The 25,786-nt window shown below is 63.5% G+C and carries 18 protein-coding genes and 1 pseudogene; 1 reads left to right on the top strand and 18 read right to left on the bottom strand.

What is annotated here, in order from left to right:
• Window positions 1-80: 80 nt before the first annotated feature.
• The 8 genes from gcvP to arcD (HX881_RS18090) form a co-directional block, all read right to left on the bottom strand.
• Window positions 81-2,930: an aminomethyl-transferring glycine dehydrogenase gene (gene gcvP, locus HX881_RS18055; RefSeq protein WP_177085795.1), complete on the bottom strand. Its 2,850-nt coding sequence runs from the start codon at window positions 2,928-2,930 to the stop codon at window positions 81-83.
• A 9-nt stretch (window positions 2,931-2,939) separates the two neighbouring features.
• Window positions 2,940-3,323 carry a glycine cleavage system protein GcvH gene (gene gcvH, locus HX881_RS18060; RefSeq protein ID WP_017127595.1) on the bottom strand — a complete coding sequence of 128 codons (384 nt, stop codon included), beginning with the start codon at window positions 3,321-3,323 and terminating at the stop codon, window positions 2,940-2,942.
• A gap of 423 nt (window positions 3,324-3,746) precedes the next feature.
• Window positions 3,747-5,255, bottom strand: a complete 1,509-nt coding sequence (locus HX881_RS18065; protein ID WP_017127596.1) for a sigma-54-dependent transcriptional regulator — start codon at window positions 5,253-5,255, stop codon at window positions 3,747-3,749.
• Between the two features lie 236 nt (window positions 5,256-5,491).
• The gene (locus tag HX881_RS18070) at window positions 5,492-5,851 is read right to left on the bottom strand and encodes a DUF5064 family protein (protein WP_017127597.1); all 360 of its coding nucleotides are present in this window, start codon (window positions 5,849-5,851) and stop codon (window positions 5,492-5,494) included.
• 70 nt (window positions 5,852-5,921) lie between these two features.
• Window positions 5,922-6,851, bottom strand: a complete 930-nt coding sequence (gene arcC, locus HX881_RS18075) for a carbamate kinase (protein WP_177085797.1) — start codon at window positions 6,849-6,851, stop codon at window positions 5,922-5,924.
• A gap of 85 nt (window positions 6,852-6,936) precedes the next feature.
• Window positions 6,937-7,947, bottom strand: coding sequence for an ornithine carbamoyltransferase (locus tag HX881_RS18080; RefSeq protein WP_017127599.1), 1,011 nt, complete (start codon window positions 7,945-7,947; stop codon window positions 6,937-6,939).
• 21 nt (window positions 7,948-7,968) lie between these two features.
• A complete protein-coding gene (gene arcA, locus HX881_RS18085; protein ID WP_017127600.1) occupies window positions 7,969-9,225 on the bottom strand; it encodes an arginine deiminase in 1,257 nt (418 codons plus the stop codon).
• A 31-nt stretch (window positions 9,226-9,256) separates the two neighbouring features.
• Window positions 9,257-10,684, bottom strand: a complete 1,428-nt coding sequence (gene arcD / locus HX881_RS18090) for an arginine-ornithine antiporter (protein ID WP_042936031.1) — start codon at window positions 10,682-10,684, stop codon at window positions 9,257-9,259.
• A gap of 448 nt (window positions 10,685-11,132) precedes the next feature.
• Between arcD (HX881_RS18090) and arcD (HX881_RS18095) the strand changes: the two genes are divergently transcribed.
• Window positions 11,133-12,560, top strand: coding sequence for an arginine-ornithine antiporter (gene arcD, locus HX881_RS18095; RefSeq protein ID WP_177085799.1), 1,428 nt, complete (start codon window positions 11,133-11,135; stop codon window positions 12,558-12,560).
• A 129-nt stretch (window positions 12,561-12,689) separates the two neighbouring features.
• Here the strand turns inward: arcD (HX881_RS18095) and HX881_RS18100 are convergent, their stop codons facing one another.
• The 10 genes and pseudogenes from HX881_RS18100 to mutS all read right to left on the bottom strand — a co-directional run bounded on the left by HX881_RS18100 (window position 12,690) and on the right by mutS (window position 25,645).
• A complete protein-coding gene (locus HX881_RS18100) occupies window positions 12,690-14,042 on the bottom strand; it encodes a CoA transferase (protein WP_177085801.1) in 1,353 nt (450 codons plus the stop codon).
• Between the two features lie 68 nt (window positions 14,043-14,110).
• The gene (locus HX881_RS33245) at window positions 14,111-14,866 is read right to left on the bottom strand and encodes a methyl-accepting chemotaxis protein (protein ID WP_370590368.1); all 756 of its coding nucleotides are present in this window, start codon (window positions 14,864-14,866) and stop codon (window positions 14,111-14,113) included.
• 102 nt (window positions 14,867-14,968) lie between these two features.
• Window positions 14,969-16,249: pseudogene (locus tag HX881_RS33250) on the bottom strand (methyl-accepting chemotaxis protein); the annotation flags it as partial.
• A gap of 189 nt (window positions 16,250-16,438) precedes the next feature.
• Window positions 16,439-16,846 (bottom strand): YbaN family protein, encoded by a 408-nt coding sequence (locus HX881_RS18110; protein WP_042936229.1) that lies wholly within the window; start codon window positions 16,844-16,846, stop codon window positions 16,439-16,441.
• A 143-nt stretch (window positions 16,847-16,989) separates the two neighbouring features.
• Window positions 16,990-17,598: a biliverdin-producing heme oxygenase gene (locus HX881_RS18115; RefSeq protein ID WP_017127606.1), complete on the bottom strand. Its 609-nt coding sequence runs from the start codon at window positions 17,596-17,598 to the stop codon at window positions 16,990-16,992.
• Between the two features lie 143 nt (window positions 17,599-17,741).
• Window positions 17,742-20,342 carry a TonB-dependent receptor gene (locus HX881_RS18120; RefSeq protein WP_177085805.1) on the bottom strand — a complete coding sequence of 867 codons (2,601 nt, stop codon included), beginning with the start codon at window positions 20,340-20,342 and terminating at the stop codon, window positions 17,742-17,744.
• Window positions 20,343-20,457: 115 nt separating this feature from the next.
• A complete protein-coding gene (locus HX881_RS18125; protein ID WP_017127608.1) occupies window positions 20,458-21,426 on the bottom strand; it encodes a FecR family protein in 969 nt (322 codons plus the stop codon).
• Window positions 21,427-21,511: 85 nt separating this feature from the next.
• Window positions 21,512-22,030, bottom strand: coding sequence for an RNA polymerase sigma factor (locus tag HX881_RS18130; RefSeq protein WP_017127609.1), 519 nt, complete (start codon window positions 22,028-22,030; stop codon window positions 21,512-21,514).
• Window positions 22,031-22,599: 569 nt separating this feature from the next.
• Window positions 22,600-22,923, bottom strand: a complete 324-nt coding sequence (gene fdxA, locus HX881_RS18135; protein ID WP_003222178.1) for a ferredoxin FdxA — start codon at window positions 22,921-22,923, stop codon at window positions 22,600-22,602.
• 142 nt (window positions 22,924-23,065) lie between these two features.
• Entirely contained in the window at window positions 23,066-25,645 is a 2,580-nt protein-coding gene (mutS, locus tag HX881_RS18140; RefSeq protein ID WP_177085807.1) for a DNA mismatch repair protein MutS, read from the bottom strand.
• Window positions 25,646-25,786 lie beyond the last annotated feature (141 nt).

Consider the following 25,786-nt stretch of genomic DNA (forward strand, 5'->3'; position numbering starts at 1 on the left):
GTGTAGCCAGCCAGCATCGTGGGCGACTGAAACGGCGCTATCGCCAGCAAGCCGGCTCCTACAAGGGGGGAGCTATGGGATCAAGCGTAGTTCTCTATCGACGGGCAGGCGCAGACCAGGTTGCGGTCGCCGAACACATTGTCGACGCGACCGACCGGCGGCCAGTACTTGCCTTCGATCAACGACGCCACCGGGTAGACCGCCTGCTCGCGGCTGTACGGGTGCGTCCACTCGCCGACGATCTCCGCCGCGGTGTGCGGGGCGTTCTTCAACGGGTTGTCGTCCTTGTCCAGGCTGCCGTTTTCCACCGCGCGGATTTCTTCGCGGATGCGGATCATGGCGTCGCAGAAACGGTCCAGCTCTTCTTTCGATTCGCTTTCGGTCGGCTCGATCATCAGGGTGCCGGCCACCGGGAACGACATGGTCGGCGCGTGGAAGCCGAAGTCGATCAGGCGCTTGGCGACGTCATCGACGCTGATGCCGCTGCTGTCCTTCAATGGTCGCAGGTCGAGGATGCACTCGTGCGCCACCAGGCCGTTGCTGCCGGTGTAGAGCACCGGGTAATGCTCTTCGAGGCGGCGGGAGATGTAGTTGGCATTGAGGATCGCCAGTTGCGAGGCACGCTTGAGGCCTTCGCCGCCCATCATGCGGATGTACATCCAGGTGATCGGCAGGATGCTCGCGCTGCCGAACGGTGCCGCGCAGACCGCGCCTTCCTTGCGCTCCATGACGCCGTGACCGGGCAGGAACGGGGTCAGGTGCGATTTCACGCCGATCGGGCCGACGCCCGGGCCGCCACCGCCGTGGGGGATGCAGAAGGTCTTGTGCAGGTTCAGGTGCGACACGTCGCCACCGAACTTGCCCGGGGCACAGAGGCCGACCATGGCATTCATGTTGGCGCCGTCGATGTACACCTGGCCGCCGTTGTCATGAATGATGCCGCAGATTTCGCGGATGCCTTCCTCGAACACACCGTGGGTCGACGGGTAGGTGATCATCAGCGCGGCGAGGTGCTCGCGGTGCTCGATGGCCTTGGCCCGCAGGTCTTCGATATCGACGTTGCCACGGGCGTCGCAGGCGGTGACCACCACGCGCATGCCGGCCATGTTGGCGGTGGCCGGGTTGGTGCCGTGGGCCGACGACGGGATCAGGCAGATGTCGCGACGGTCATCGCCACGGCTCTGGTGGTAGGCGCGGATCGCCAGCAGACCGGCGTATTCGCCCTGGGAACCGGCGTTCGGCTGCAGGGAGATGGCGTCGTAGCCGGTGGCGGCGCAAAGCATCGCTTCCAGCTCGTCGGTCAGTTGCTGGTAGCCGGCGCTCTGTGCGGCCGGGGCGAACGGGTGCAGGGCGCCGAACTCGGCCCAGGTCACCGGGATCATCTCGCTGGCGGCGTTGAGCTTCATGGTGCACGAACCCAGCGGGATCATGGTGCGATCCAGGGCCAGGTCCTTGTCCGCCAGCTTGCGCAGGTAGCGCATCAACTCGGTTTCCGAGTGATAGCGGTTGAACACCGGGTGGCTGAGGATCGGCGACTGGCGGACCAGGGCCGCGGGGATGGCGCCTTGTACCGACGCGGCGAGGGCAGCGAAGTCCGGCAGCGCCTTGCCATCGGCCAGCAGGTTCCACAGGGCTTCCACGTCAGCCTGACTGGTGGTTTCGTCGAGGGACAGGCCCAGGCGTTCGCCGTCGACCACCCGCAGGTTGATCCGTTGGGCATGCGCCTTGTCATGCAGGGCAGCGGTGCGCGCGCCGGTCTTGAGGGTCAGGGTGTCGAAGAAGCTGGCTTGCTCGACGTCCAGGCCCAGTGCGCCCAGGCCCTTGGCCAGGATGGCGGTCAGGTGATGGATGCGGTTGGCGATCTGCACCAGGCCCTTGGGACCGTGGTACACCGCGTACATGCTGGCGATGTTGGCCAGCAGGACCTGGGCGGTGCAGATGTTGCTGGTGGCCTTTTCACGACGGATATGTTGCTCGCGGGTCTGCATCGCCAGGCGCAGGGCCGGCTTGCCGAAACGATCCACGGAAACCCCGACCAGGCGGCCGGGCATATCGCGCTTGAACGCATCGCGGGTAGAGAAGTACGCGGCGTGCGGGCCGCCGAAGCCCAGTGGCACGCCGAAGCGTTGGGCGCTGCCGATGGCGACGTCGGCACCGAACTCACCCGGCGGGGTCAGCACGGTCAGGGCCAGCAGGTCGGCGGCAACCGCCACCAGGGCGTTGGCGGCGTGGAAGCGTTCGGTCAGTTCGCGGTAGTCGAACAGGTCGCCGTTGCTGGCCGGGTATTGCAGCAGGGCACCGAAAAAGGCGCTGACATCGCTCAGTTCACGCTCGTCACCGACCACGACGTCGATGCCCAGTGGCTCGGCACGGGTGCGCAGCACGTCGAGGGTCTGCGGGTGGCAGTGCACGGAGGCGAAGAAGGCGTGGCTGCCCTTGTTCTTGCTCAGGCGCTTGCAGAAGGTCATGGCTTCGGCGGCGGCGGTAGCTTCGTCGAGCAGCGAGGCGTTGGCGATCGGCAGGCCGGTCAGGTCGCTGATCAGGGTCTGGAAGTTCAGCAGCGCTTCCAGGCGACCCTGGGAGATTTCCGGCTGGTACGGCGTGTAGGCAGTGTACCAGGCCGGGTTTTCCAGGAGGTTGCGCAGGATCGGCGATGGCGTGTGGCAGTTGTAGTAGCCCTGGCCGATGTAGGTCTTGAACAGCTGGTTCTTCGCGGCGATGGCCTTGATCGACGCCAGGGCGTCGGCCTCGCTTTGCCCGGCCGGCAGGTCGAGGACGCTGGTGCCCTTGATGCTGTCGGGAATCACGCTGGCGCTCAGGGCTTCCAGGGACTCGAAGCCGAGGGTGGCGAGCATGGCGCGTTCGTCATCCTGGCGCGGGCCGATATGACGGGAGATGAATTCGTTGGCGGTGCCGAGGTTGATGGTCATGGCGATTCCTCAGGCTTCGGCGTTGGCTTTGATCAGGCGGTCGTAGGCGTCCTGATCCAGCAGTTGGCCGACAGCGGCGGCGTCGCTCGGCTGGAAGCGGAAGAACCAGCCTTCGCCCAGCGGGTCTTCGTTGACCAGTTCCGGGCTGGCGTCCAGGGCCGGATTGATTTCCAGCACTTCACCGTCCAGGGGCATGTACACGCCACTGGCGGCTTTTACCGATTCCACGGTGGCGGCTTCGGCGCCCTTGTCGTAGGCCTGCAGTTCCGGCAGTTGCACAAACACCACGTCGCCCAGGGCATTCTGCGCGAATGCCGTGATGCCGACCGTGACACTGCCATCGGCTTCGGTACGCAGCCATTCGTGGTCTTCAGTAAAACGCAACTCGCTCATGGAAACTCCTCAAGGGCCAGACTCGTCTGGTGGACGCGATAAAGGCGAGAGCTGTGCCTCGCTTGCATGGCAGTTCCCTTAGCAAGTTTGTGGCCAATAGTGTTTGAGGCTTGTAAATCAAGAGTTTGCGCGAGATTTCAGCAGCGCTGCCGGGTATCGCTGTAGCGAAAACGCTACAGCTGTACCGGAGAAAAAAAGCTCAACAGGATCAAAGCCTTGTTGGGCGTGGGCTGGTTGCGATTGTAGCGAAATCGTTCCACTGTAGCGCTTTCAGTACAGATGGAGGTCGCTTTTGGGGTGTCTCGAGGCTGGCGCTTAACCTTGTGGGTGCGTGGCTTGCCCGCGAAGGGGCCCGTGAGTCTCGCGGCGCCTGAGCGACCGCCATCGCTGGCAAGCCAGGCTCCCACAAGGTTTTCCGCTGTATCAGGCCTTGCCGGGGATGCCGTACTTGCGCAGGCGATGGGCAATCGCCGTGTGGGAGGTCTGCAAGCGGCTGGCCAGTTGGCGGGTGGACGGGTACTGGACGTAGAGTTTGCCCAGCAGGTCTTTCTCGAACTCCTCGACCGCCTGTTCCAGGCTTTCGATTTCGCTGTCGCTCTGGCGGGCCACGGACGTTCCGGCGATGTCCAGGTCGCCGATATCCACCAGGCTGCTCTCGCAGATCGCTGCCGCGCGGAAGATCACGTTCTGCAACTGGCGGACATTGCCCGGCCAGCGATTGCCCAGCAGTGCCGGATAGGTCCCGGGTGCCAGCCGGCAGACCGGACGCTGGATCTGCGCGCAGGCCTGCTGCATGAAGTAGCGTGCCAGCAGGAGGATGTCCTGGCCGCGCTCGCGCAAGGGGGGAACCTCGACATTGAGCACGTTCAGGCGATAGAACAGGTCCTCGCGGAAGCTGCCTTCGCCGACCATCTTTTCCAGGTCGCGGTGGGTGGCGCTGAGGATCCGCACATTGACCTTGACCTCGCGGTCGCCGCCGACCCGACGGAAGCTGCCGTCATTGAGAAAACGCAGGAGCTTGGCCTGCAGGTACGGCGACATCTCGCCGATCTCGTCGAGAAACACCGTGCCCTGGTTCGCCAGTTCCATCAGCCCCGGCTTGCCGCCGCGCTGGGCGCCGGTGAAGGCGCCGGGGGCATAGCCGAACAGTTCGCTTTCGGCGAGGTTCTCCGGCAGCGCCGCGCAGTTGAGGGCGAGGAACGGTGCGCTGTGACGGGCGCTGATGGCGTGACAGGCACGGGCCACCAGCTCCTTGCCGGTGCCGGTTTCGCCCTGGATCAGCAAGGGCGCGTCCAGCGCCGCGACCCGCTGGGCGCGTGCCTTGAGGGTGCGGATCGCCGCCGACTCGCCGAGCAGGGCATCGAAGCCTTCGGCATGGTCGTGATGCAGCGCCGACAGGCGCTCACCGATACGGTTGGGCTGGTACAGCGTCAGCAGCGCGCCGGCGTCGGTGATGGGGGTGGCATCCAGCAGCAGGGTCTGGCCGTTGACGGTGATTTCCCGCAGGGGCAGGCGAAAACCGTTTTCCAGCAGGGCTTCCAGCAGGCCGGGATCGGCGAACAGTCCGGCCACGCTTTCGCCAGCCGGCTCGCGTCCGTACAGGGCAATCAGCGCCGGGTTGGCGAGCAGCACCAGGCCTTCGCTGTCGAGTGCCAGGACCGGGTCGGTCATGGCGGCGAGCAGGGCGTCGAGTTGCAGGTGCCGGCGCTGGCCGGGAAGGATGTCCACCACCGTCACCGCCTGCACGCCGCGGACGCTGAACAGCGCGTCGCGCAATTCCTCGAGCACTTGCGGGCTCAGGGTCGGGGCGTCGATGTAGACGTTGGGTGGCACCATTTCCACCGCATCCAGGTTCAGGTTGCGGCCGCCGAGCAGGGCCAGGACTTCCTGGGTAATGCCGACGCGGTCGATGAAGCTGACGTGGATACGCATGGGGCGCAATTCGGTTCTGGACGAGAGGGCGCCAAGTATGACATCTCTTGTGGGAGGGGGCTTGCCCCCGAAGCTTTTGATGCTCTTGCGGGCCTCTTCGCGGGCAAGCCCGCTCCCACAGGTTTCAGATTCACCAAGGCCCCTTGTACGCGGGTTTGGCGGGACGCCGCACCGCCGCGAAGAGACCATTGCGAGCTAAAAGCTTCCGGGGCAAGCCCCTCCCACATGAACCTGGGTTATTCCAGGTGTTCGGGCTTCATCGGGTCGCCGGACTTGACGTGGAGCTGCGCACGCACGTCCTCGAACATCTCGTCGTAGTACTTGTGCATCGAGGCGATGCTGGCGTTCTTCGGCAGGCCGTATTGCTGGGCGATGCGGGTGGCATGGCGGGCGAAGTCGAAGGCCTGGTCCTTGGCCAGGAAGAACGACTCCTTCACGGGCTTTTCCTCGATGCTGCCATGCAAGGTGAACTGCATGCCCTTGCCCTCCCTGGGGTCCTGGGCGAGTTCATAATCGATACACAGGTTGTAGCTGTAATCGTCCTTGTTCAGCGCGTGCCGCTCGATATGCAGGTGACCGGGCTCGAACTTGGCCATGGGAACTCTCCTTCAAGGCATGGGAATAGGGCAGACCACGAATCTGCCCCAAGGGTTCAAGGGCAGTTGTTCATGAGTAGACGATGCCGGGTTGGGCGGTGCTGACTCGCGTCCCCGCTTTACCTTGGACGATGGCTTCGATATCCGCCAGTGAGCCGATTACCGCGACCTTGCCGGTATGCCGGGCGAATTCGCAGGCGGCCTGGACTTTCGGGCCCATGGAGCCGGCGGCGAAGCCGAGTTTCTCGAGATCGTCCGGGTGCGCCTGGGCGATGGCCTTCTGGCTCGGCAGGCCCCAGTCGACAAAGGCCGCGTTGACGTCGGTGGCGATCACCAGCAGGTCGCTGTCCAGCTGTTCGGCCAGCAGCGCCGAGCACAGGTCCTTGTCGATCACCGCTTCGATGCCCTTGAGCTTGCCGTCCTCGCCGTACATCGTGGGAATGCCGCCACCGCCGGCACAGATGACGATACTGCCCTTGTCCAGCAGCCATTTGATCGGCCGGATCTCGAAGATGCGCTTGGGTTTCGGGCTGGCGACCACGCGCCGGAACTTGTCGCCGTCAGGGGCGATGCTCCAGCCTTTTTCCGCGGCCAGCCGCTCGGCTTCGGCCTTGGTGTAGACCGGGCCGATGGGCTTGCTCGGGTGTTGGAAAGCCGGGTCCCCGGGATCGACTTCGACCTGGGTCAGCAGGGTGGCGAAAGGCACCTCGAAATCCAGCAGGTTGCCCAGTTCCTGTTCGATGATGTAGCCGATCATGCCTTCGGTTTCGGCGCCGAGGACATCCAGCGGATAGGGCGAGACCTGGGTATAGGCGGCCGCCTGCAACGACAGCAGGCCGACCTGGGGGCCGTTGCCGTGGGCGATGACCAGCTGGTTGCCGGGATGGATCCTGGCAATCTGTTCGGTGGCGATACGGATATTGGCGCGTTGATTGTCCGCGGTCATGGGTTCACCACGACGCAGGAGGGCGTTACCGCCCAGTGCTACGACGATACGCATGATGCAATCCTTATATAGGGCATCGGGGCCAGACTTCTGTGGGAGCGGGCTAGCCCGCTCCCACAGGGTGGAGTTCTCCGACAGATCAGATATCCGCCAGCGCCGCGACCAGGATCGCCTTGATGGTGTGCATGCGGTTTTCCGCCTGCTCGAAGGCGATGTTGGCCGGCGACTCGAACACCTCTTCGGTGACCTCGACGCCATTGGCCAGGTGCGGATAACGCGCGGCGATATCCTTGCCGACCTTGGTTTCGCTGTTATGGAACGCCGGCAGGCAATGCATGAATTTCACCCGCGGGTTGCCTGCGGCCTTCATCATTTTCGCGTTGACCTGATACGGCAGCAGTTGCTCGATGCGCTCGTCCCAGGCTTCCACCGGCTCACCCATGGACACCCAGATATCGGTGTGAATGAAGTCCACGCCCTTGACCGCTTCGCGCGGGTCTTCGGTGATGGTGATGCGCGCGCCGCTTTCCTCGGCGAACGCCTTGCACTGGGCGATGAAATCTTCATGGGGCCACAGCGCTTTCGGGGCGCCGATGCGCACGTCCATGCCCAGCTTGGCGCCGATCATCAGCAGCGAGTTGCCCATGTTGTAGCGGGCATCGCCGAGGTAGGCGTAGCTGATATCGTGCAGCGGCTTGTCGCTGTGCTCGCGCATGGTCAGGGTGTCGGCGATCATCTGCGTCGGGTGGAATTCGGCGGTCAGGCCGTTGAACACCGGCACGCCGGCGAACTTCGCCAGTTCCTCGACGATTTCCTGCTCGAAGCCACGGTACTCGATGGCGTCGAACATCCGCCCCAGTACGCGGGCGGTGTCCTTCATGCTTTCCTTGTGGCCGATCTGCGACGACACCGGGTCGATATAGGTGACATGGGCGCCCTGGTCATGGGCCGCGACTTCGAAGGCGCAGCGGGTGCGGGTCGAGGTCTTTTCGAAGATCAGTGCGATGTTCTTGCCCTTGAGATGCGGTTGCTCGGTGCCGGTGTACTTGGCGCGCTTGAGGTCGCGGGACAGGTCGAGCAGGTAGTGCAGCTCGCGGTTGGTATGATGCATCAAGCTCAGCAGGCTGCGGTTGCGCATGTTGAAAGCCATTTTTTTCTCCCTGGATATCGGTCAGTAATCGATCGGATCGCGAATGATCGGGCAGGTCATGCAGTGGCCGCCGCCGCGGCCCCGACCGAGTTCACCGGCGCTGATGGTGATGACCTCGACACCGGCCTTGCGCAGCAGGGTGTTGGTGTAGGTATTGCGGTCATAGCCGATTACCACGCCAGGCTCCACGGCGACCACGTTGTTGCCGTCGTCCCACTGCTCACGCTCGGCGGCGAAGGCGTTGCCACCGGTTTCCACCACGCGCAGGGCCTTGAGGCCGAGGGCCTTGGCGACGGTGTCGAGGAAGCTGGTTTCTTCCCGGCGCACATCGATGCCGCCCGGCTTGCTCTCGTCCGGGCGCAGGCTGAAGGCAACGATCTGGTTCACCACTTCCGGGAAGATGGTCACCAGGTCGCGGTCGCAGAAGCTGAACACGGTGTCCAGGTGCATGGCCGCGCGGGACTTCGGCAGGCCGGCGACGATCACCCGTTCCACCGCCTTGTGCTTGAACAGGTTCAGCGCCAGCTGACCGATGGCCTGGCGCGAAGAGCGCTCGCCCATGCCGATCAGGACCACGCCCTTGCCGATCGGCATCACGTCGCCGCCCTCGAGGGTGGCGTTGCCGTGCTCCTGGTCCGGATCGCCGTACCAGACCTGGAAGTCGGCCTCGGTGAATTGCGGGTGGAACTTGTAGATGGCGCTGGCGAGCAGGGTTTCCTGGCGGCGCGCCGGCCAGTACATCGGATTGAGGGTCACGCCGCCGTAGATCCAGCAGGTGGTGTCGCGGGTGAACTGGGTGTTGGGCAGCGGCGGCAGGATAAAGCTGGAGTGGCCGAGGAAGTCGCGGAACATCTCGATGGTCTTGCCGCCGAAGCTGTCGGGCAGGTCATCGGCGGAGACGCCGCCGATCAGGAACTCGGCGATCTTGCGTGGTTCCAGGCTGCGCAGCCAGGAGCCGACTTCGTTGACCAGCCCGAGGCCGACCTGGTTGGCGGTGATCTTGCGTTCGAGAATCCAGTCCAGGGCTTCCTTCTGGCCGACGATATCGGTCAGCAGGTTGTGCATCTCCAGTACGTCGATATCGCGTTCGCGCATCTTGGTGACGAAGTCGAAGTGATCGCGCTTGGCCTGGGCGACCCAGAGCACATCGTCGAACAGCAGTTCGTCGCAGTTGTTCGGGGTCAGCCGCTGGTGGGCCAGGCCGGGGGAGCACACCATCACCTTGCGCAGTTTGCCGGCTTCGGAATGGACGCCGTACTTCACTTTTTCCGTGGTCATTGCAGATCCTCCAGATAGAACGAACAGGGTGTTACAGGGTCAGGAAGCCGTCGTAGAGTCCGTAGGCAGCCACCAGGGCGCCTGCGACTACCGCGGCGAAAATCAGCTTCTCGACGTTGGTGAAGATCGGTTTGCCCAGCTCGCGCTTGGCCTTGGCGAACAGGATCGCGCCGGGGGCGTAGAGCAGGGCGGACAGCAGCAGGTATTTCACCCCGCCGGCGTACAGCAGCCAGACCGCGTAGATCAGCGCGATAGCGCCGATGACCAGGTCCTTCCTGCGTTCGGCGAAGGCGTTTTCATAGGATTCGCCGCGCACCGCCAGCAGCACCGCATAGGCCGCGGACCACAGGTAGGGCACGAGGATCATCGAGGTGGCGAGGTAGATCAGCGACAGGTAGGTGCTGGCGGAAAACAGCGTGATCACCAGGAAGATCTGCACCATGGCGTTGGTCAGCCAGAGGGCATTGGCCGGCACATGGTTGGCGTTTTCGCGGCGCAGGAACTCCGGCATGGTGTGGTCTTTGGCAGCGGCGAACATGATTTCCGCGCACAGCAGCACCCACGACAGCAGGGCCCCGAGCAGCGAGATGATCAGGCCGACGCTGATCAGCACCGCGCCCCAGTGTCCGACCACATGTTCCAGCACGGCGGCCATGGACGGGTTCTGCAGCTTCGCCAGTTCCGGTTGGGTCATGATCCCCAGGGACAGCACGTTCACCAGCACCAGGAACAGCAGCACGGTGATAAAGCCGATGACCGTGGCCTTGCCGACGTCCGAGCGTTTTTCCGCCCGGGAGGAAAAGATGCTCGCCCCCTCGATGCCGATAAACACCCAGACGGTCACCAGCATCATGTTGCGCACCTGGTTCATCACGCTGCCCAGGTCCGGGTTTTTCACGCCCCAGATGTCGGCGGTGAAGATATCCAGCTTGAAGGCGAACAGCGCGATCAGCACGAACAGCAGCAGCGGCACGACCTTGGCAACGGTGGTCACCAGGTTGATGAAGGCCGCCTCCTTGATCCCGCGCAGCACCAGGAAGTGCACGCCCCAGAGCAGCAGCGAGGCGCCGATCACCGCCGCGACGGTGTTGCCTTCGCCGAAGACCGGGAAGAAGTAGCCGAGGGTACTGAACAGCAGGACGAAGTAGCCGACGTTGCCCAGCCAGGCACTGATCCAGTAGCCCCAGGCCGATGAGAAGCCCATGTAGTCGCCGAAACCGGCCTTGGCGTAGGCGTAGACCCCGCCGTCCAGGTCCGGCTTGCGATTGGCCAGGGTCTGGAAGACAAAGGCCAGGGTCAGCATACCGACCGCGGTAATGGCCCAGCCGATCAATACCGCACCGACATCCGCGCTGGCGGCCATGTTTTGTGGCAGGGAAAAGATCCCGCCGCCGATCATCGAACCAACTACCAGGGCGACCAGTGCACCTAGACGTAGTTTTCCGGGAGATTCAGACATTGCATGACTCCAATCCAGGAGAAGTGAGGCTACAGGGTAGGTCCGGGAGTAATAACGAGAGGTGATTCAGATCAGTTCATTGGCACATTCCATTGAAAATGAATGACTTGAGTCTATTACGCGGGTACAACGTGGCCCTCGCTGAGAGGCTTGTTCCAGAGGCCTCGCGGGAGAACTAAAAGGAATAATTCGTATTGCCGTGGATGTTTAAACTAGACAGTTTTCAGGAGAGTGCAAATTCCTGGCGTCAATTTTTCAAACGCCCTTGATTAATCTCGAATCGCTCACAAAACTGTCTGTTCGAGCCGGGCGCATAGTCGAAAACGGTCTTAAGCTCCCGTGTTTATTAGCCATATCCAATAAACGAATTCCGACAGGCGATCATTAATCGAGTGAACTGTCGTTCTCTCTTTGATAATTGAAACAATTGGAAATACAGGGAGTGGATATGTCACAACCGGCACAGAAACTGCGGCTCGGTGCGCTGATTGCCCTGGTGGTCGGCTCGATGATCGGTGGCGGGATCTTCTCCCTGCCGCAGAACATGGCGGCGCGGGCGGATGCCGGGGCGATCTTGATCGGTTGGGCAATCACGGCGGTCGGCATGCTGACCCTGGCCTTCGTCTTCCAGACCCTGGCCAACCGCAAGCCGGAGCTGGATTCCGGGGTCTATGCCTATGCCAAGGCCGGGTTTGGCGACTACATGGGGTTTTCGTCGGCCTGGGGCTACTGGATCAGCGCCTGGCTGGGCAACGTCGGCTACTTCGTCCTGTTGTTCAGCACCCTCGGTTACTTCTTCCCGGTCTTCGGCCAGGGCAACACGCCGGTGGCGATCGGTTGTGCCTCGGTGTTGCTGTGGGCGGTGCATTTCCTGGTCATGCGCGGGATCAGGGAGGCGGCCTTTATCAACCAGCTGACCACGGTCGCCAAGATCGTGCCCATCGTGATGTTTATCGTGATCGCCGCCGTGGCGTTCAGGGCCGATATCTTCACCCGGGATATCTGGGGGCGCGGCAACCCGGATTTCGGCGGGGTGATCGACCAGGTGCGCAACATGATGCTGGTGACGGTATTTGTGTTCATCGGTATCGAGGGTGCCAGCGTCTACTCCGGACGGGCGGAGAAACGCGCGGATGTCGGCAAGGCCACGGTCATCGGTTTTATCGGCGTGCTGGCCTTGCTGGTGCTGGTGAATGTCTTGTCCCTGGGGATCATGAGCCGCCCGGAACTGGCGCAATTGCAGAACCCGTCCCTGGCGGCGGTACTGGAGCATATCGTCGGGCCCTGGGGCGCCTTGCTGATCAGCATCGGCCTGGCGGTGTCGTTGCTCGGGGCCTTGTTGTCCTGGGCATTGCTGTGTGCCGAAATCCTCTTTGCCACGGCGCGGGACCGGACCATGCCGGCCTTCCTGAAAAAGGAAAACGCCAACCACGTGCCGGTCAATGCCCTGTGGCTGACCAATGTGATGATCCAGTTGTTCCTGTTGATCACGCTGTTTTCGGCGGGCACCTACACCAGCCTGATCTACCTGGCGTCATCGATGATTCTCGTGCCGTACCTGTGGTCGGCGGCCTATGCGGTGTTGTTGAGCGGTCGTGGGGAAACCTACGAGGGTGCGGCGGGCGAACGCCGCAAGGACCTGCTGGTCGGTGGCATTGCGCTGATCTACGCGATCTGGCTGTTGTATGCGGGCGGGGTGAAATACCTGCTGCTCTCGGCGCTGCTGTATGCCCCGGGAGTGATCCTGTTTGCCCTGGCCAAGCGTGAGCAGGGGCAGCCACTGTTCACCCGGGTGGAAAAGGGCATCTTCGGCTGCGTGGTGACGGGGGCTTCGCTGGCGGCCTATGGGTTGTATAGCGGGGTGTTGAGCCTCTGAAGTCTTGTGCTGCCTGCCCGGGCCTCTTCGCGGGCAAGCCCGGCTCCCACAGGGCCCGCGTTGCACACCGATTTTGTGTACGGCGCAAACCTTGTGGGAGCTGGCTTGCCAGCGAAAGCGATTGCAGATTCACCACCACTTTGCGGGATGGGCGCCCAGTTCCCCGGCCGGGAACTGCCAGCGCAACGGCGACCCTTCTATGTTCAGCGGTGCTGCCAGGCGATGCGCCGGCCCCCAGACGGTGTACTCCACCAGGGTGCTGCGATCGGCCGGCACCTCGCGGCGCAAGGGTTCCGGGTCATTGACCGGGCCCTGTTCCACCAACAACTTCGCGGTCCGCGCCAACGACAGGCGCGCCGTGCCGCCGCGTCCGCTGTCCAGGCGTTCGGTCAGCGCCCGGATCGCCGCAGCCGCCATCAGGTAGCCGGTGCCCTGGTCCAGCGCCTGCACCGGCAGCGGTGTCGGTTTATCCGCCTGCTTCCAGTCCATGCCCGCCTGGGCAATCCCGGTGCTCATCTGCACCAGGCTGTCGAAGCCGCGACGGTGCTGCCACGGTCCGCTCCAGCCATAGGCATTGAGACTCACGTCGATCAGTCCGGGAGCCAGCTGCTGGCGGCGCCGGGCGTCGTAACCCAGGCGTTCCAGGGCGTCGGCCCGGTAACCATGCAGGAGGATATCGGCCTGGCTCAGCAGGTGTTCGAAGACCTCGCGGTCGGCGCTGTCGTGCAGGTCCAGGCGGGCGCAGCGTTTGCCCAGGGTGACTTCCGGGACCAGGCCGGGTTCATCCCAGTCCGGGGGATCGATGCGCAGGACATCGGCGCCGAGTCCGGCGAGCAGGCGGCTGGCAACGGGACCGGCGAGCACCCGGGTCAGGTCGAGGACCTTGATTCCAGCCAGCGGACGCGCCGTCGAACCCTGCCAGTGCAGTGGCCGTTGCAGGGTATCGGTGCTGCGCTGGACCAGCGCCTCGGCGTTGACCGCCAGGCCCTGGGGGTGGCTTTTCCAGTCGGTCCACGCGCGCATTTCGGCGGCGCAGCCACCGATGGCGACGATGGCCTGCTCCAGTTCGCCCTTGCTCCACTGGGCCACCCGGGCGGCCATCGCCTGGCGATCCGTGACCTGGCCCAGGACCCGTTCGGCGGCGGCCCGATGGTGAGGCGCATTGGTGTGCAGGCGGATCCAGCCGTCGCGTGTGGCGTAGTCACCGGCAATCGGGTCCCAGGGCGGCGGCAGGGTCCAGTCGATGGGGCGCAGGGAGCTGGCGAACCAGAAGGAGGCCAGGCGCCGGTCGACGCCGATGCTCGGACGCTGCCCGGTCTGCTGCTGGAGCAATTCGGCGACCGCTGCGCCGGCGGCGGCGAGGCTGGCGCTGGCCAGGTCGGTGACGGCGAAGGCCGAGGGCAGGGCGCCGCGTTCGGTGAAGGTCGGGGAAGAGCCTGGCAGTTCCAGTGCGGCTTGAATGGACTTCAGCAGATCAGTCATTGAAAAGCCCTCCATGAGAAGGGCCATTGCACCGCAAATTCCCGCTGCTGTCGATGTTTCCAGAGCGGCTATACGCGGAACTGATCCATCAGCTTCATCTGGTGGTTGGCCAGGGCATTGAGCTGGCTGCTGACCTGCGCCGACTCGTCGGCCTGCCCGGTCAGGGTCTCGGTCACGCTACGGATCGCCGAGACATTGCGGTTCACTTCCTCGGCCACCGCGCTCTGCTGTTCCGCCGCGCTGGCGATCTGCAGGTTCATATCGCTGATCACGGTCACCGCGTCGCTGATCTTGCCCAGGGCCTGCACCGCCTGCTGGATCTGCCCGGCGTTGCTCTGGGCCTGGCTCTGGCTGGAGTGCATGGTCGCCACCACGCCACGGGTCGCGCTCTGGATCCGCTCGATCACCAGGCGGATCTCTTCCACCGAGTCCTGGGTGCGCTTGGCCAGGTTGCGCACTTCATCGGCCACCACGGCGAAGCCGCGTCCGCTTTCCCCGGCCCGTGCCGCCTCGATGGCCGCGTTCAGGGCCAGCAGGTTGGTCTGCTCGGCAATGCTGCGGATCACCTCCAGTACCGAACCGATCTGCTCGCTGTTGACCGCCAGGGCTTCGACTTCGCCCACGGCCTTGCTGACTTCCTCGGCCAACTGGTTGATATCGCGGGTGCTGCGCTCGATGATCGACATCCCGTCCCTGGCCGACTGATCCGCGCCCTTGGCCGCCTGGGCGGCGTTCGAAGCACTGTTGGCGACATCGTGGGCGGTGGCGCTCATTTCGTTGGAGGCGGTGGCGACCTGGTCGATTTCGCGGAACTGGGTCTGCATGCCTTCGCTGGTCTGGCGGGCGATGGCCGAGGACTGGTCGGCGGTACTGCGGGCATCGACGATGCTCTGCTTGATCTGGGCAATGGTCGGTTGCAGCTTGTCGAGGAAGCGGTTGAACCAGCCGACCAGTTCGCCCAATTCATCCTTCTTGCTGTAGTCCAGGCGCTGGGTCAGGTCGCCGTCGCCGCTGGCAATCGCCTTGAGCATCGCGGCCACGCGGTTGATCGGCCGGGTCACGCCGGAGGCCGTCAGCCAGATCAGCAACAGGCCGACCAGGCCGGCGACGGCGGCAATCAGCAGGGCCTCCAGGGTGCCGCGGGACTGCGCTTCATCGAGGACTTTCTGCAGTTTCACCGAGTCAGCGAGCAGGACCTTTTGCGGCAGATCGATCACCACGCCCCAGGCCTTGGCCTCGGCAATCGGACTGACCGGGTAAACTGCGCGGATCAGGTCGCCCTGCTTGAGGATCTTCGCCCCGCCGCCGGAGACGGCCTGGAGCACGTCCTTGCCTTCGCCGCCGAGGACGTCGCCGATGTTCTTGCCGACCGCCGCCGGATCGCCGCTGAAGCCGGCGAGCACGCCGCTGCCGGAAACGATCAGCATGTTGCCGGCACCGTTGAACAGCTCGCGGCGCGAGTCGTTGGCGGCGGCCTGCAGGGAGTCCAGGGCGATGTCGATGCCGACCACGCCGATGACCTTGCCGTTGCTGACCAGCGGCAGGGAAATGGTGGTCATCAGCACCTGCTTGCCCCCCACGGTGTCGGCGTACGGGTCCAGCAGGCAGGTCCGCTTGTTGTCGCGTGGGCAGGTGTACCAGCTGTTGTAGGGTGTACCGCTGAGGCTGAGGGTGGTCTTGTTCATGTCGTCCTCGACCATCACCGTATTCAGCGCCTGGCCCCCGGCGCGACTCCAGTAGCTGGCGAAGCGCCCGGCCTCGTTGGCGCCGCGCGGTGCGTCATTGAGGAATTCGCCATCCTTGCCATCCAGGCCGTTGGGCTCGAAGGCCAGCCAGACACCGAGCACCCTGGCGTTGCGGTCGAAAGCGGTCTTGAGGCTCTGGTTGAGATCCTCGCGCAGGGCCGCGGCCGGTAGCGCATGCCTGTCGGCCTGGGTACGCATATCGTTGATCTGGTCGGCCAGGGCGGTGATCACCAGCAGGCTTTCGCCGAAGGTCTTCTGCAGGCGCACGGCCTGTTCGGCGGCCTTGGCCTGGAGCAGGTCCTGGACACTGGCGATCAGCATCTGGCTGCTGGAGGACTCGGTCAGCGCGTTGCTCTGGCGAGTCTGGTAGACATTCATGCCGACAATCAGCCCCACTACGCCAAGCAGGCACAGGCCGGACAGCAGGACGATTTTCAGGCGGATGGAGAGGGCGTCGAACATAGGCGTACTCGCGAGATGGAAAAGGGGGAAGACAGGCGAGTCCGGGCCGACTCCTGTTCGCCAACTCCATCCGGCGCTATTCCTGCAACATCGGCTACAGGCCTTGTTACATGAGGCTTTGCCGATGAGCGGTGGTCGCAAACGGTTGCGTGGGAAGATCCAGCGGAGAGTACGGATGCAGCAGTGTTTTCAGGGTTGCCCGGCGACCGGCAGGTGCTCGGGACGGGACCAGATCCACAGATTGCCCAGGCTCATGCCGGCGATGGCCAGGTAGATCGGCCAGCCATGTTCGAGCATCACCAGCATCAGGGTGGCGCAGAGCAACATGCTGACGGTGGCGCTGATCTTGGCCCGGCGGGCGATGATCTTGCCATTGCGCCAGTTGCTCAGGATCGGCCCGAACAGGCGGTGGTTTTCCAGCCAGGCACTCAGGCGCGGCGAGCTTCGGGTGGCGGCCCAGGCGGCCAGCAGGATGAACTCGGTGGTGGGCAGGCCGGGCACGACAATGGCGATCAGGCCGATGGCGAGGCTGACATAGGCGAGCACGCCGAACAGGATGCGCGCGAGTTTCGAGGACGAGGGTGTTTTGCTGGTCATGGCGTCGATTGTGGTGCGCTGGGCAAAATGGCTCAAGCCTTGGTGCAATGCCGTTCGTTCAAGGCGTGTGCCGCGGAGCGGGTTCTCATGGCGTGCGGGCGGGCCCGCTCGCCACGAGGTAGCGTCCACCGGGGACTTTCGCATCAGGCCAGTTCGGGCGCCGTGGCGTAGGCCTGTTCCAGCAGCACGGTGAAGCGTACGAAGGCATCGATGGCGCCTTTTTCCACCGCGGCTTCTTCTTCGGCGCTGAACTCCAGGCCGTCGAGGGTCTTGATGAAGCTCTTCCAGCCTTCGGCACGACCACCGGCCGGCTCGCCCAGGTGACGGGCACCGAAGGTTTCGCTCAGGCCCAGGCCCACGGCACGCTTGATCAGGAACGCCGCACCGAGCTTGGAACCCTCGGAGACAAAGATCCAGCCCAGCGCTTCGGCCTTGCTCGGGTTGTGCACCGCACCGGCGACCGGTGCCGGTACTTCGGTGTCCAGGTCGGCGAGGTCGGCCTTGGCCTGTTCGGCACGGCAGCGGGCCGGCAGGTCCGGGACAATGGCGATCAGTTCGGGATCGTTGTACAGGGCGACCAGTTCCGACTGGAACAGGTACTGGGCGACGACAAAACGGGCGAAGTTGGCCTGGGTTTCGAACGGCGCATGGGCCTTCACCAGATGATCGAGCCGGGTGTGCGGCTCGTTGGTGATCTGGTTCAGGCGTTGGGAGCGCAGGCTCGGGCGCTGGGTGTTGTCCTGGAAGGTCATTGCGAAGTCCTTGGGAATGAGAGGCGCTTTCAATTGCTACACAAATAGATAGACGAATCAGAAGACGCGCCACAGTAAAAAAACCTCACCCCGCCGATGCATATCGCGGCGGGAGAGGTGTGCAGGGGGTCAGGTGCGCAAGGTCAGATGTCCCAGATCAGGTTGACCGAAAAGTTGCGCCCCGGAGCGGTCAGGCGGTCGAGGTTGGCCGGGCTGACGGCACCGGCTTCGCCGACACCGTCGTAGCCGCGCACGTCATCCCAGTTCCAGTATTTCTTGTCGGTCAGGTTGTACAGGCCGGCATTGACGGTCACATCGTCGGTCACCTTGTAGAAGCCGGTCAGGTCGAACACACCGTAGCCCGGGGTCTTGAACTGCTTGCTGCTGGTCAGGCCGTCCGGGGCGTTGAAGGTGGTGTCATCGACCCGATCCTTGCGCTTGACCAGGGTCCAGCTCAAGAGCGCGCCGTAGTTGTCCTGGTCGTAGCCGAGGCCGAAGACGCCGGTGAGCGGGTTGACGCTGTTGATCGGCTCGCCGGTGTCATCGTTGCGACCGTAGGTATAGGCCACCGAGCCCTGGGTGTAGAGCCCCTGGGGTGCACCGAAGTGGTCCAGGTCCAGGCGACCCTTGGCTTCCGCGCCCTTGATGGTGGCGTGCTTGATGTTGTTGGTCTGGAAGGTCAGCTCGCTGTAGCCCGGGGCGACGGCGTCTTCGTTGATGAAGTCGCGGTACTTGTTATAGAACACCGCCACATCGAAGGAGCCGGCGTCGAACTTGCCGCGCAGGCCGGTTTCGTAGCTCTTGCTCTTTTCCGGCTCCAGGTTCGGGTTGGGCTCGACGTTATAGCCGGAGGTGCTGTTCTGGAAGCGACCGTAAAGGGCCTTGGCCGATGGCGTGCGGAAACCTTCGGCGTATTGGCCGTACCAGGTGTACTGGTCGGTCAGGGCATAGGTCAGACCGAACTTGGGCGACAGCCGATGCCAGGTCTTGTCGGAGCCGTCGATGGTGCCGCCACCCGCGGCGTTGATGGTGTTGACGAATTCCTGGGTGATATGCGGCTTGAGCTGGGTGTAGTCGTAGCGCAGGCCGGGCAGGAAGGTCCATTTGTTCCAGCTGATCTGGTCCTGGGCGAACAGGCCGTAGCTGTCGATGGTCGGGTCCGGGAAGTCACTGGATTTCACCAGCCGGTCCCTCGGGCTGTCGCCGCCGATCACCGTACAGCCCTGCGCCAGGCTGCTGAGCGCCAGGCAGGTGCCGCTACCGCTGCGCGAGCCGGTGACTTTCTGCTGCTTGATCGTGGTGCCATAAGTCAGCAGGTGGTCGGTTTCGCCGATGTTGAAGGCCTTGTCCGCCTGGGCGTCGAGTACCCACTGTTGTTCCTGGTAGACCGTGTCGCGGCTGCGCATCACATGACGAACGAAGGGGAAGTAGTCTTCCAGGGTGCTTTCGTCGGTCTTGGCGGTCTGGTAGTTCAGGCTCAGCTTGACGTGATCGGCCACGGCGCTGTCCAGGCCGAAGCTGTCCTCGATACCGAAGCGCTCGCGGGTCACCGTGTCGTTGCCTGTGCGCGAGAGGTACATGCCGACCGGGACGCCATTGCCGAACGGTCCGCCCACGGCGCTGCGCTGGTTGGTGTCGATGTCGCTCTTGAAGCGTTCGTAGGTCAGGCCCAGGCGCGAGTCGTCGTTGTAGTTCCAGCCCAGCTTGGCCAGCACGTTGGTGGTCCGGGCGGTTTCCGGGTTGGCCTCGGTCCGCTTGAGGCCGGTGCCGCCGGTGTCGCCATAGGATTCGGTTTCGCGGCCGTTGCGCTGGCTCAGGTGCAGCAAGCCGTCGAAGTCGCCGTTGCGACCGGCGACGGTGCCGGAGGTCAGCCAGCTGTTGTCGGCGGAACTGTAGCCGGTCTTCAGGCGCGCGCCGGTGTCCTGGCCGGGCTTGATGATGTCGTCCGGATCGAGGGTGTAGTAACTCACGGCGCCGCCGATGGCGTTGCTGCCGTAGAGAACGGAGGCCGGTCCGCGCAGGATTTCCACGCGCTTGATGATTTCCGGATCGACGTAGTTGCGCTGGGTCTGCGCGTAGGGACCGTTGAAGAAACTGTCGGGGATTTCGACGCCATCGACCTGGGTCAGAATGCGGTCGCCGTCGATGCCGCGGATGTTGTAGTTGCTGATGCCGCCGCCGCGCTGACCGGCACCGCCGACCGAGACGCCGGGCTCATAACGCACCAGTTCCTTGATGGTGTTGACGTTCTGCCGGTCGAGTTGCTGGCGGTCCTGCACGGTCACGGTGCTCGGCACCGAGGACACGTCCTGCTCCTGGCGGGTGGCACTGATGGTCACCTGCTGCAGGTTGAGGGTGCTGCCGCCGGCGCGTTTTTCCAGGACGATATTGTTGTCGCCCAGCTTGCGGTAACTCAGGTTGGTGCCGACCAGCAGGCGCTCCAGGGCTTTTTCCGGCGTCAGCGCACCGCGTACGCCCGGTGATGCCACGCCCTGGCCGAGTTCGGCCGGCAGGCCGACTTGCCAGCCGGTGACCGTGGTGAACGCATTCAGGGCCGACACCAGCGGTTGCTGGGCGATCGCGAAGTTGTAGTTGCCCAGACTGCGTGCCGGCTGTTCGGCGCTGGTCGCCGCGAGCACGGGAGTCGCCTGGGCACCGGCGAGCAACACAGCGACGGTGAGCAGGGACAGGGTGCACTGTTGCAGGCCGCTGCTGCGGGCCTTGGGCGTGAAACGTGTGGGCATCGATAGCGCTCCGGTGTACGAATCTTATAGTTGCAATGCGATTCTTTATGAGAATCACTTGCATTGGCTATAACGAGACGAATGGCCTATCGCTATCGAGTAAAAAAACTTTCAGCTAGTTGAGAATGACCAGCGCCGGGTATTCCGATACCCGCGCGGAGGTGATGTGGGCGAGGGAGCGGACCACGTCCAGAGGCTTGTCCAGGCGGTAGTTGCCGGTCACGGCGACCTGCGCCAACTGCTCGTTGTTGTTGACGATCCAGCCGGGGTAATAGCGCCGCAGTTCGGCCAGCACCTGGCTCATCGGGCAGTTCTCGAACACCAGGCGACCCTGGACCCAGGCCAGGTCCTTCTGTACGTCGAGCTTTTCCGGACGACCAAAGCCATGGGGACCGATCCGCACGCTGTTGCCGGCGGAGAGACGCAGGCGGGCGCTGTCGTCGCGGGTGCGCAGGTCGACATCACCACGTTCCACCTGGACCTGCGCTTCGCCATTGAGGTAACGCACGGCGAAGGCGGTATCGCGCACGCTGGCCTGGACCGGGCCGGCATCGACTTCCAACGGGTGTTCGCGCTGGCCGGACACCTCGAAAAACGCCTCGCCCTTGTACAGCCGGGCCACATGCCTCTGCTCGGTGAAGGAACTGGAGAACGCCGAGTTGGTGTTGAGCAGGACCTTGGAGCCATCTTCCAGCTGCAGGTGCTGGCGCTCACCGACCACGGTCAGGTGATCGGCCTGCAGGCGCAACGGCAGGTTGCCGTAGATACCGATGGCGATCAGCAGCACGGCGGCGGTCGCCAGGGGTTTCCAGTGGGGGCGCAGGCGTCGTGGCAGCGACGGCCGACGCCGGGCTTGCAGGGCCTGGGCGGCGGCGATCACCGGTTCGGCATTCCAGGCGCCGCTGGCGCGGGCGTAGGCCTGGGCGTGCGCCGGATCGGCGGCGAGCCAGGCATTGAATTCGACGCGCTGCTCGGCGCTCGGGCACTCCATCACGATCAGCCAGTCCAGTGCCTGATCCATGGCGTTGTCTTGCAACACCTGCCGAGCCGGCTCGGGGGAGTGCAGGTTGGGGCTGTCCGTCACGGGTGTTCCTCGGTAATCGCTGCCACGGTTCGATTCGATGATCCGCTGCTGTGCATGGACGGATCTTATAGGTCTGGTGCCAAGCTTAAGGGCGATCCAGGCGTTCGGCCACCCCGACACAGATGGCCATGATCAGCTTGAGTTCCTTCTGCACGGTGCTCAGGGACACGTCGAGCTGTTCGGCGATCTCCTGATAGCTGCAGCCGTGCAGGCGGCTGAGGATGAAGATTTGCTGCTGGCGGGCACTCAATTGACCAAGGCTCACACTCAGGCGCTCCAGCAGTTGTTCGGCATGGGTGGCATCTTCCGGAGTGCTCAGCGGCGCGGCGACATTCTCCACGACCTCCAGCGGCACGTCTTCCATCAGGGTTCGGGACTGGATACGTCGTGCGCGCAGGTGGTCCAGCGCCAGGTTGCGGGCGGTCTGGAACACAAAGGGTTCGAGGTGATCGATGGGGCGTTCGCTCAACGCCCGGGTAACCCGCAGGTACGTCTCCTGCAACAGGTCTTCGGCGGTGCTGTGGTTGTGCACCATGCGTTGCAGCGTCCGCAGCAGCGAGACCCGCTGGGTAAGGAAGACCTGGTTGAACTGGGATTGCGTCACGACAGCACCGGAGCGATTACAAGCGAATGATAATGCTTATCATCTGTGTCGTTGGTCAAGTACTTATGTGCTGCCGGCCTGTTTGAGCGGGCCGCTGGTGTTTGCTCGGGACTGTCTTGATGCAATGAGCGCAGGAGACTGTGTCGGAATCCAGAAGTTCTTTTTTGTAGGCTTGCCGGTGTAAGCCTTTGCTTACACGTTGCGTAAGCGATCAAGGATGGAAGTAGGAATAGATCACCGCATGATTTTTGTATCTTGTTGAAATATATGTATTTTTGTATTTATGGATGGATCCGGATGGCAGATGCCTGCCGTTGGATCCACTTGCAGGCGATCTGAAAACCCTTAATATCAGCCCTGTGTCGACGGATAGACACGGTGATCAAGGAAGGTCGCTGGAAGGAACGTCGCAGGATGCGATTCATCAGGATGATGAAAGGGAAAAAAGGGATTAGGGAAAAAATGTGGGCGGGTCATACCGCCCCTTTTTTTTGCCTGCAGGAAAGTGAAACCTCCTGCCCGGAAACGTAAAAAGGCCCGCAAGGGGCCTTTTCAGGAACGCTCGGCAATCAGCGTTCGAGGTCTTTGATCTTGCCTTTGACGCCATCCCACTCTTCGGCATCCGGCAGCGATTCTTTCTTCTCGGTGATGTTGGGCCAGATTTCAGCCAGCTCGACGTTCAACTGAATGAACTCTTGCATGTCCTCCGGGACTTCATCCTCGGAGAAAATAGCCACAGCAGGGCATTCCGGCTCGCAAAGCGCGCAGTCGATGCACTCGTCCGGGTGAATCACCAGGAAGTTCGGGCCTTCGTAAAAGCAGTCCACCGGACAGACTTCTACGCAGTCGGTGTACTTGCACTTGATGCAGTTGTCGGTGACGACGAAGGTCATTTCTAATTTTCTCCTCAGGCGGCGGCAGCGAAACCCGGTCAAAATGGGTTCGCCAGGTTCGGGAGCGATAGTCTGCGAACCAGGCTAATAGCCCGCAGCATCCCAAACCGCGCGAGATTCTAGCAGCTTGCGGCCGTCTGCGTTAGATCCGTGTCTTCAATGTATAGAGCATTTCCAACGCGCGGCGTGGGGTCAGATTGTCCAGGTCGAGCTTGGCCAGTTCATCGAGCACGGGGTGCGGCAGGCTGGCGAACATGTCGCTCTGCATCGGTGCCGCCGGCTTGCCGGGCTTGGTCACGGGAATCTCGTGGGGCAGGCTGGTGGTTTCCAGGCGGCTCAGGTGTTCGCGGGCCCGGACGATCACATCGGACGGCACGCCGGCCAGTTGCGCCACCGCCAGGCCGTAGCTCTGGCTGGCCGGGCCGGGCAGCACGTGGTGCAGGAAGACGATGCGCTCGTTGTGCTCGGTCGCGTTCAGGTGCACGTTGGCCACCAGCGGTTCGCTTTCCGGCAGCACCGTCAGTTCGAAATAGTGTGTGGCGAACAGCGTGTAGGCCCGCAGGTGCGCCAGGCGTTCGGCGGCGGCCCAGGCCAGGGACAGGCCGTCGAAGGTACTGGTGCCGCGCCCGACTTCGTCCATCAGCACCAGGCTGCGTTCGCTGGCGTTGTGCAGGATATTCGCGGTTTCGCTCATTTCCACCATGAAGGTCGAGCGGCCACCGGCCAGGTCGTCGCTGGAGCCGATCCGGGTGAAGATTCGGTCCACCAGTGACAGTTCGCAACTGGCCGCCGGCACGAAGCTGCCGATATGCGCCAGCAGCACGATCAATGCGGTCTGGCGCATGTAGGTGGATTTACCGCCCATGTTCGGACCGGTGATCACCAGCATGCGGGTGTTGTCGTCGAGGGCCAGGTCGTTGGCTACGAACGGCGTGGTCAGCACCTGCTCGACCACCGGATGGCGTCCCTGGCTGATACGCATGCACGGCTCGTCGACAAAGCGCGGGCAGTTCAGGTCCAGGTTCAGCGCGCGTTCGGCGAGGTTGCTCAGGACATCCAGTTCAGCCAGCGCCGCGGCGGTGTCCTGCAATGGCGGCAACTCGCCAATCAGGGTTTCGAGCAGGGCTTCGTAAAGCATCTTTTCCCGCGCCAGGGCCCGGCTCTTGGCCGACAGGGCCTTGTCTTCGAACTCCTTGAGTTCCGGGGTGATAAAGCGCTCGGCGCCCTTGAGGGTCTGGCGGCGGATATAGTCGGCCGGCGCCGACTCGGCCTGCTTGCTCGGCAACTCGATGAAATAGCCGTGGACACGGTTGTAGCCGACCTTGAGGTTGGCCAGGCCCGTGCGGGCTTTTTCCCGGGCTTCCAGGTCGATCAGGAACTGCCCGGCGTTTTCACTGAGGGACAGCAGTTCGTCCAGTTCGGTATCGTAGCCGGTCTTCAGGACCCCGCCGTCGCGGATGATCGCCGGCGGGTTATCGATGATGGCGCGTTCCAGCAGGATCGCCAGTTCCGGGTAGGTGCGGGTGGTGGCGGCCAGTTGCCTGAGGTGCGGGGCGTCCAGTTCGAGCATCGCGTCCTGCAGTTGCGGCAGTGCGCCGAGGGCATCGCGCAGGCGCGCCAGGTCGCGAGGACGGGCATTGCGCAGGCCGATCCGGGCGAGGATGCGCTCGATATCGCCGATTTCCTTGAGCTGCGGTTGCAGCTTTTCAAAGCGGTAGCCTTCCAGCAGGCAAGTGATGGAGCTCTGGCGTGCCGTCAGGACCTTGAGGTCACGCAGCGGACGGTTCAGCCAGCGGGTCAGCAGACGGCTGCCCATGGCGGTCTGGCAGCGGTCGACCACCGATTGCAGGGTGTTGTCGCGACCGCCGGCGAGGTTGGTGTCCAGTTCCAGGTTGCGGCGGCTGGCGGCATCGAGCACCACGGTGTCGTCCAGGCGCTCATGGCGCAGGCTGCGCAAATGCGGCAGGGCGGTGCGCTGGGTTTCCTTGGCGTAGCTGAGCAGGCAGCCGGCGGCACCGATGGCCAGGGTCAGGGTTTCGCAGCCGAAGCCTTTCAGGTCCTGCACGGAAAATTGCTGACAGAGACTTTTATGCGCGGAATCGCGCTCGAAATCCCACGGCGCGCGACGACGGGTGCCCCGGCGTTTTTCCGCCGGCAGTCCCTGCGGCCAGTCATCCGGAATCAGCAGTTCCACCGGGTTGATCCGCTCCAGTTCCGCCAGCAGGTTTTCCCAGCCCTTGATTTCCAGGACGCTGAAATTGCCACTGGTGATATCCAGCACCGCCAGGCCGAACAGACGCTCATCGCCCAGCAAGGCGGCGATCAGGTTGTCGCGGCGTTCATCGAGCAGGGCTTCGTCACTGACGGTACCGGGGGTGATGATCCGCACCACCTGGCGTTCCACCGGACCCTTGCTGGTGGCCGGGTCGCCGATCTGCTCGCAGATCACCACCGACTCGCCCAGCTTGACCAGCTTGACCAGATAACCCTCGAGCGAATGGTACGGAATCCCGCACATCGGAATCGCCTGCCCGGCCGACTGCCCGCGGGCCGTGAGGGTGATGTCCAGCAGCTTGGCGGCCTTCTTCGCGTCTTCATAGAAGATCTCGTAGAAGTCGCCCATGCGGTAGAACATCAACTGGTCGGGGTGCTGGTTCTTCAGGCGCCAGTATTGCTGCATCATCGGCGTGTGGCTGGACAGATCGGAAGTAGTTTTACTCATCGGATACTTAGGCGGATTCGTTTTGAGTGGGGGGCAAGGTCGGGCGTCTGGCCCGCTGCTTTACGATGGGCGCAAGGTTAACACGGGCGGTCCGGCGTCCGCAGGCATGGCCTTTTGACGTCGGTGCAAATTTTCATGCAT

The sequence above is a fragment of the Pseudomonas gingeri genome (genome assembly GCF_013386115.1).
GTDB classification, from domain to species: Bacteria; Pseudomonadota; Gammaproteobacteria; order Pseudomonadales; family Pseudomonadaceae; genus Aquipseudomonas; species Aquipseudomonas gingeri.

Coding starts and splice junctions, on each gene's coding strand:
- gcvP (WP_177085795.1), bottom strand. CDS start 2,930: ATGACCATCAACCTCGGCACCGCCAACGAATTCATCTCCCGTCATATC.
- gcvH (WP_017127595.1), bottom strand. CDS start 3,323: ATGAGCGAGTTGCGTTTTACTGAAGACCACGAATGGCTGCGTACCGAA.
- HX881_RS18065 (WP_017127596.1), bottom strand. CDS start 5,255: ATGCGTATCCACGTCAGCTTCATCGACCGCGTCGGCATTACCCAGGAA.
- HX881_RS18070 (WP_017127597.1), bottom strand. CDS start 5,851: ATGGCCAAGTTCGAGCCCGGTCACCTGCATATCGAGCGGCACGCGCTG.
- arcC (WP_177085797.1), bottom strand. CDS start 6,851: ATGCGTATCGTCGTAGCACTGGGCGGTAACGCCCTCCTGCGTCGTGGT.
- HX881_RS18080 (WP_017127599.1), bottom strand. CDS start 7,947: ATGGCTTTCAACATGCGCAACCGCAGCCTGCTGAGCTTGATGCATCAT.
- arcA (WP_017127600.1), bottom strand. CDS start 9,225: ATGACCACGGAAAAAGTGAAGTACGGCGTCCATTCCGAAGCCGGCAAA.
- arcD (WP_042936031.1), bottom strand. CDS start 10,684: ATGTCTGAATCTCCCGGAAAACTACGTCTAGGTGCACTGGTCGCCCTG.
- arcD (WP_177085799.1), top strand. CDS start 11,133: ATGTCACAACCGGCACAGAAACTGCGGCTCGGTGCGCTGATTGCCCTG.
- HX881_RS18100 (WP_177085801.1), bottom strand. CDS start 14,042: ATGACTGATCTGCTGAAGTCCATTCAAGCCGCACTGGAACTGCCAGGC.
- HX881_RS33245 (WP_370590368.1), bottom strand. CDS start 14,866: ATGCAGACCCAGTTCCGCGAAATCGACCAGGTCGCCACCGCCTCCAAC.
- HX881_RS18110 (WP_042936229.1), bottom strand. CDS start 16,846: ATGACCAGCAAAACACCCTCGTCCTCGAAACTCGCGCGCATCCTGTTC.
- HX881_RS18115 (WP_017127606.1), bottom strand. CDS start 17,598: ATGACCTTCCAGGACAACACCCAGCGCCCGAGCCTGCGCTCCCAACGC.
- HX881_RS18120 (WP_177085805.1), bottom strand. CDS start 20,342: ATGCCCACACGTTTCACGCCCAAGGCCCGCAGCAGCGGCCTGCAACAG.
- fdxA (WP_003222178.1), bottom strand. CDS start 22,923: ATGACCTTCGTCGTCACCGACAACTGCATCAAGTGCAAGTACACCGAC.
- mutS (WP_177085807.1), bottom strand. CDS start 25,645: ATGAGTAAAACTACTTCCGATCTGTCCAGCCACACGCCGATGATGCAG.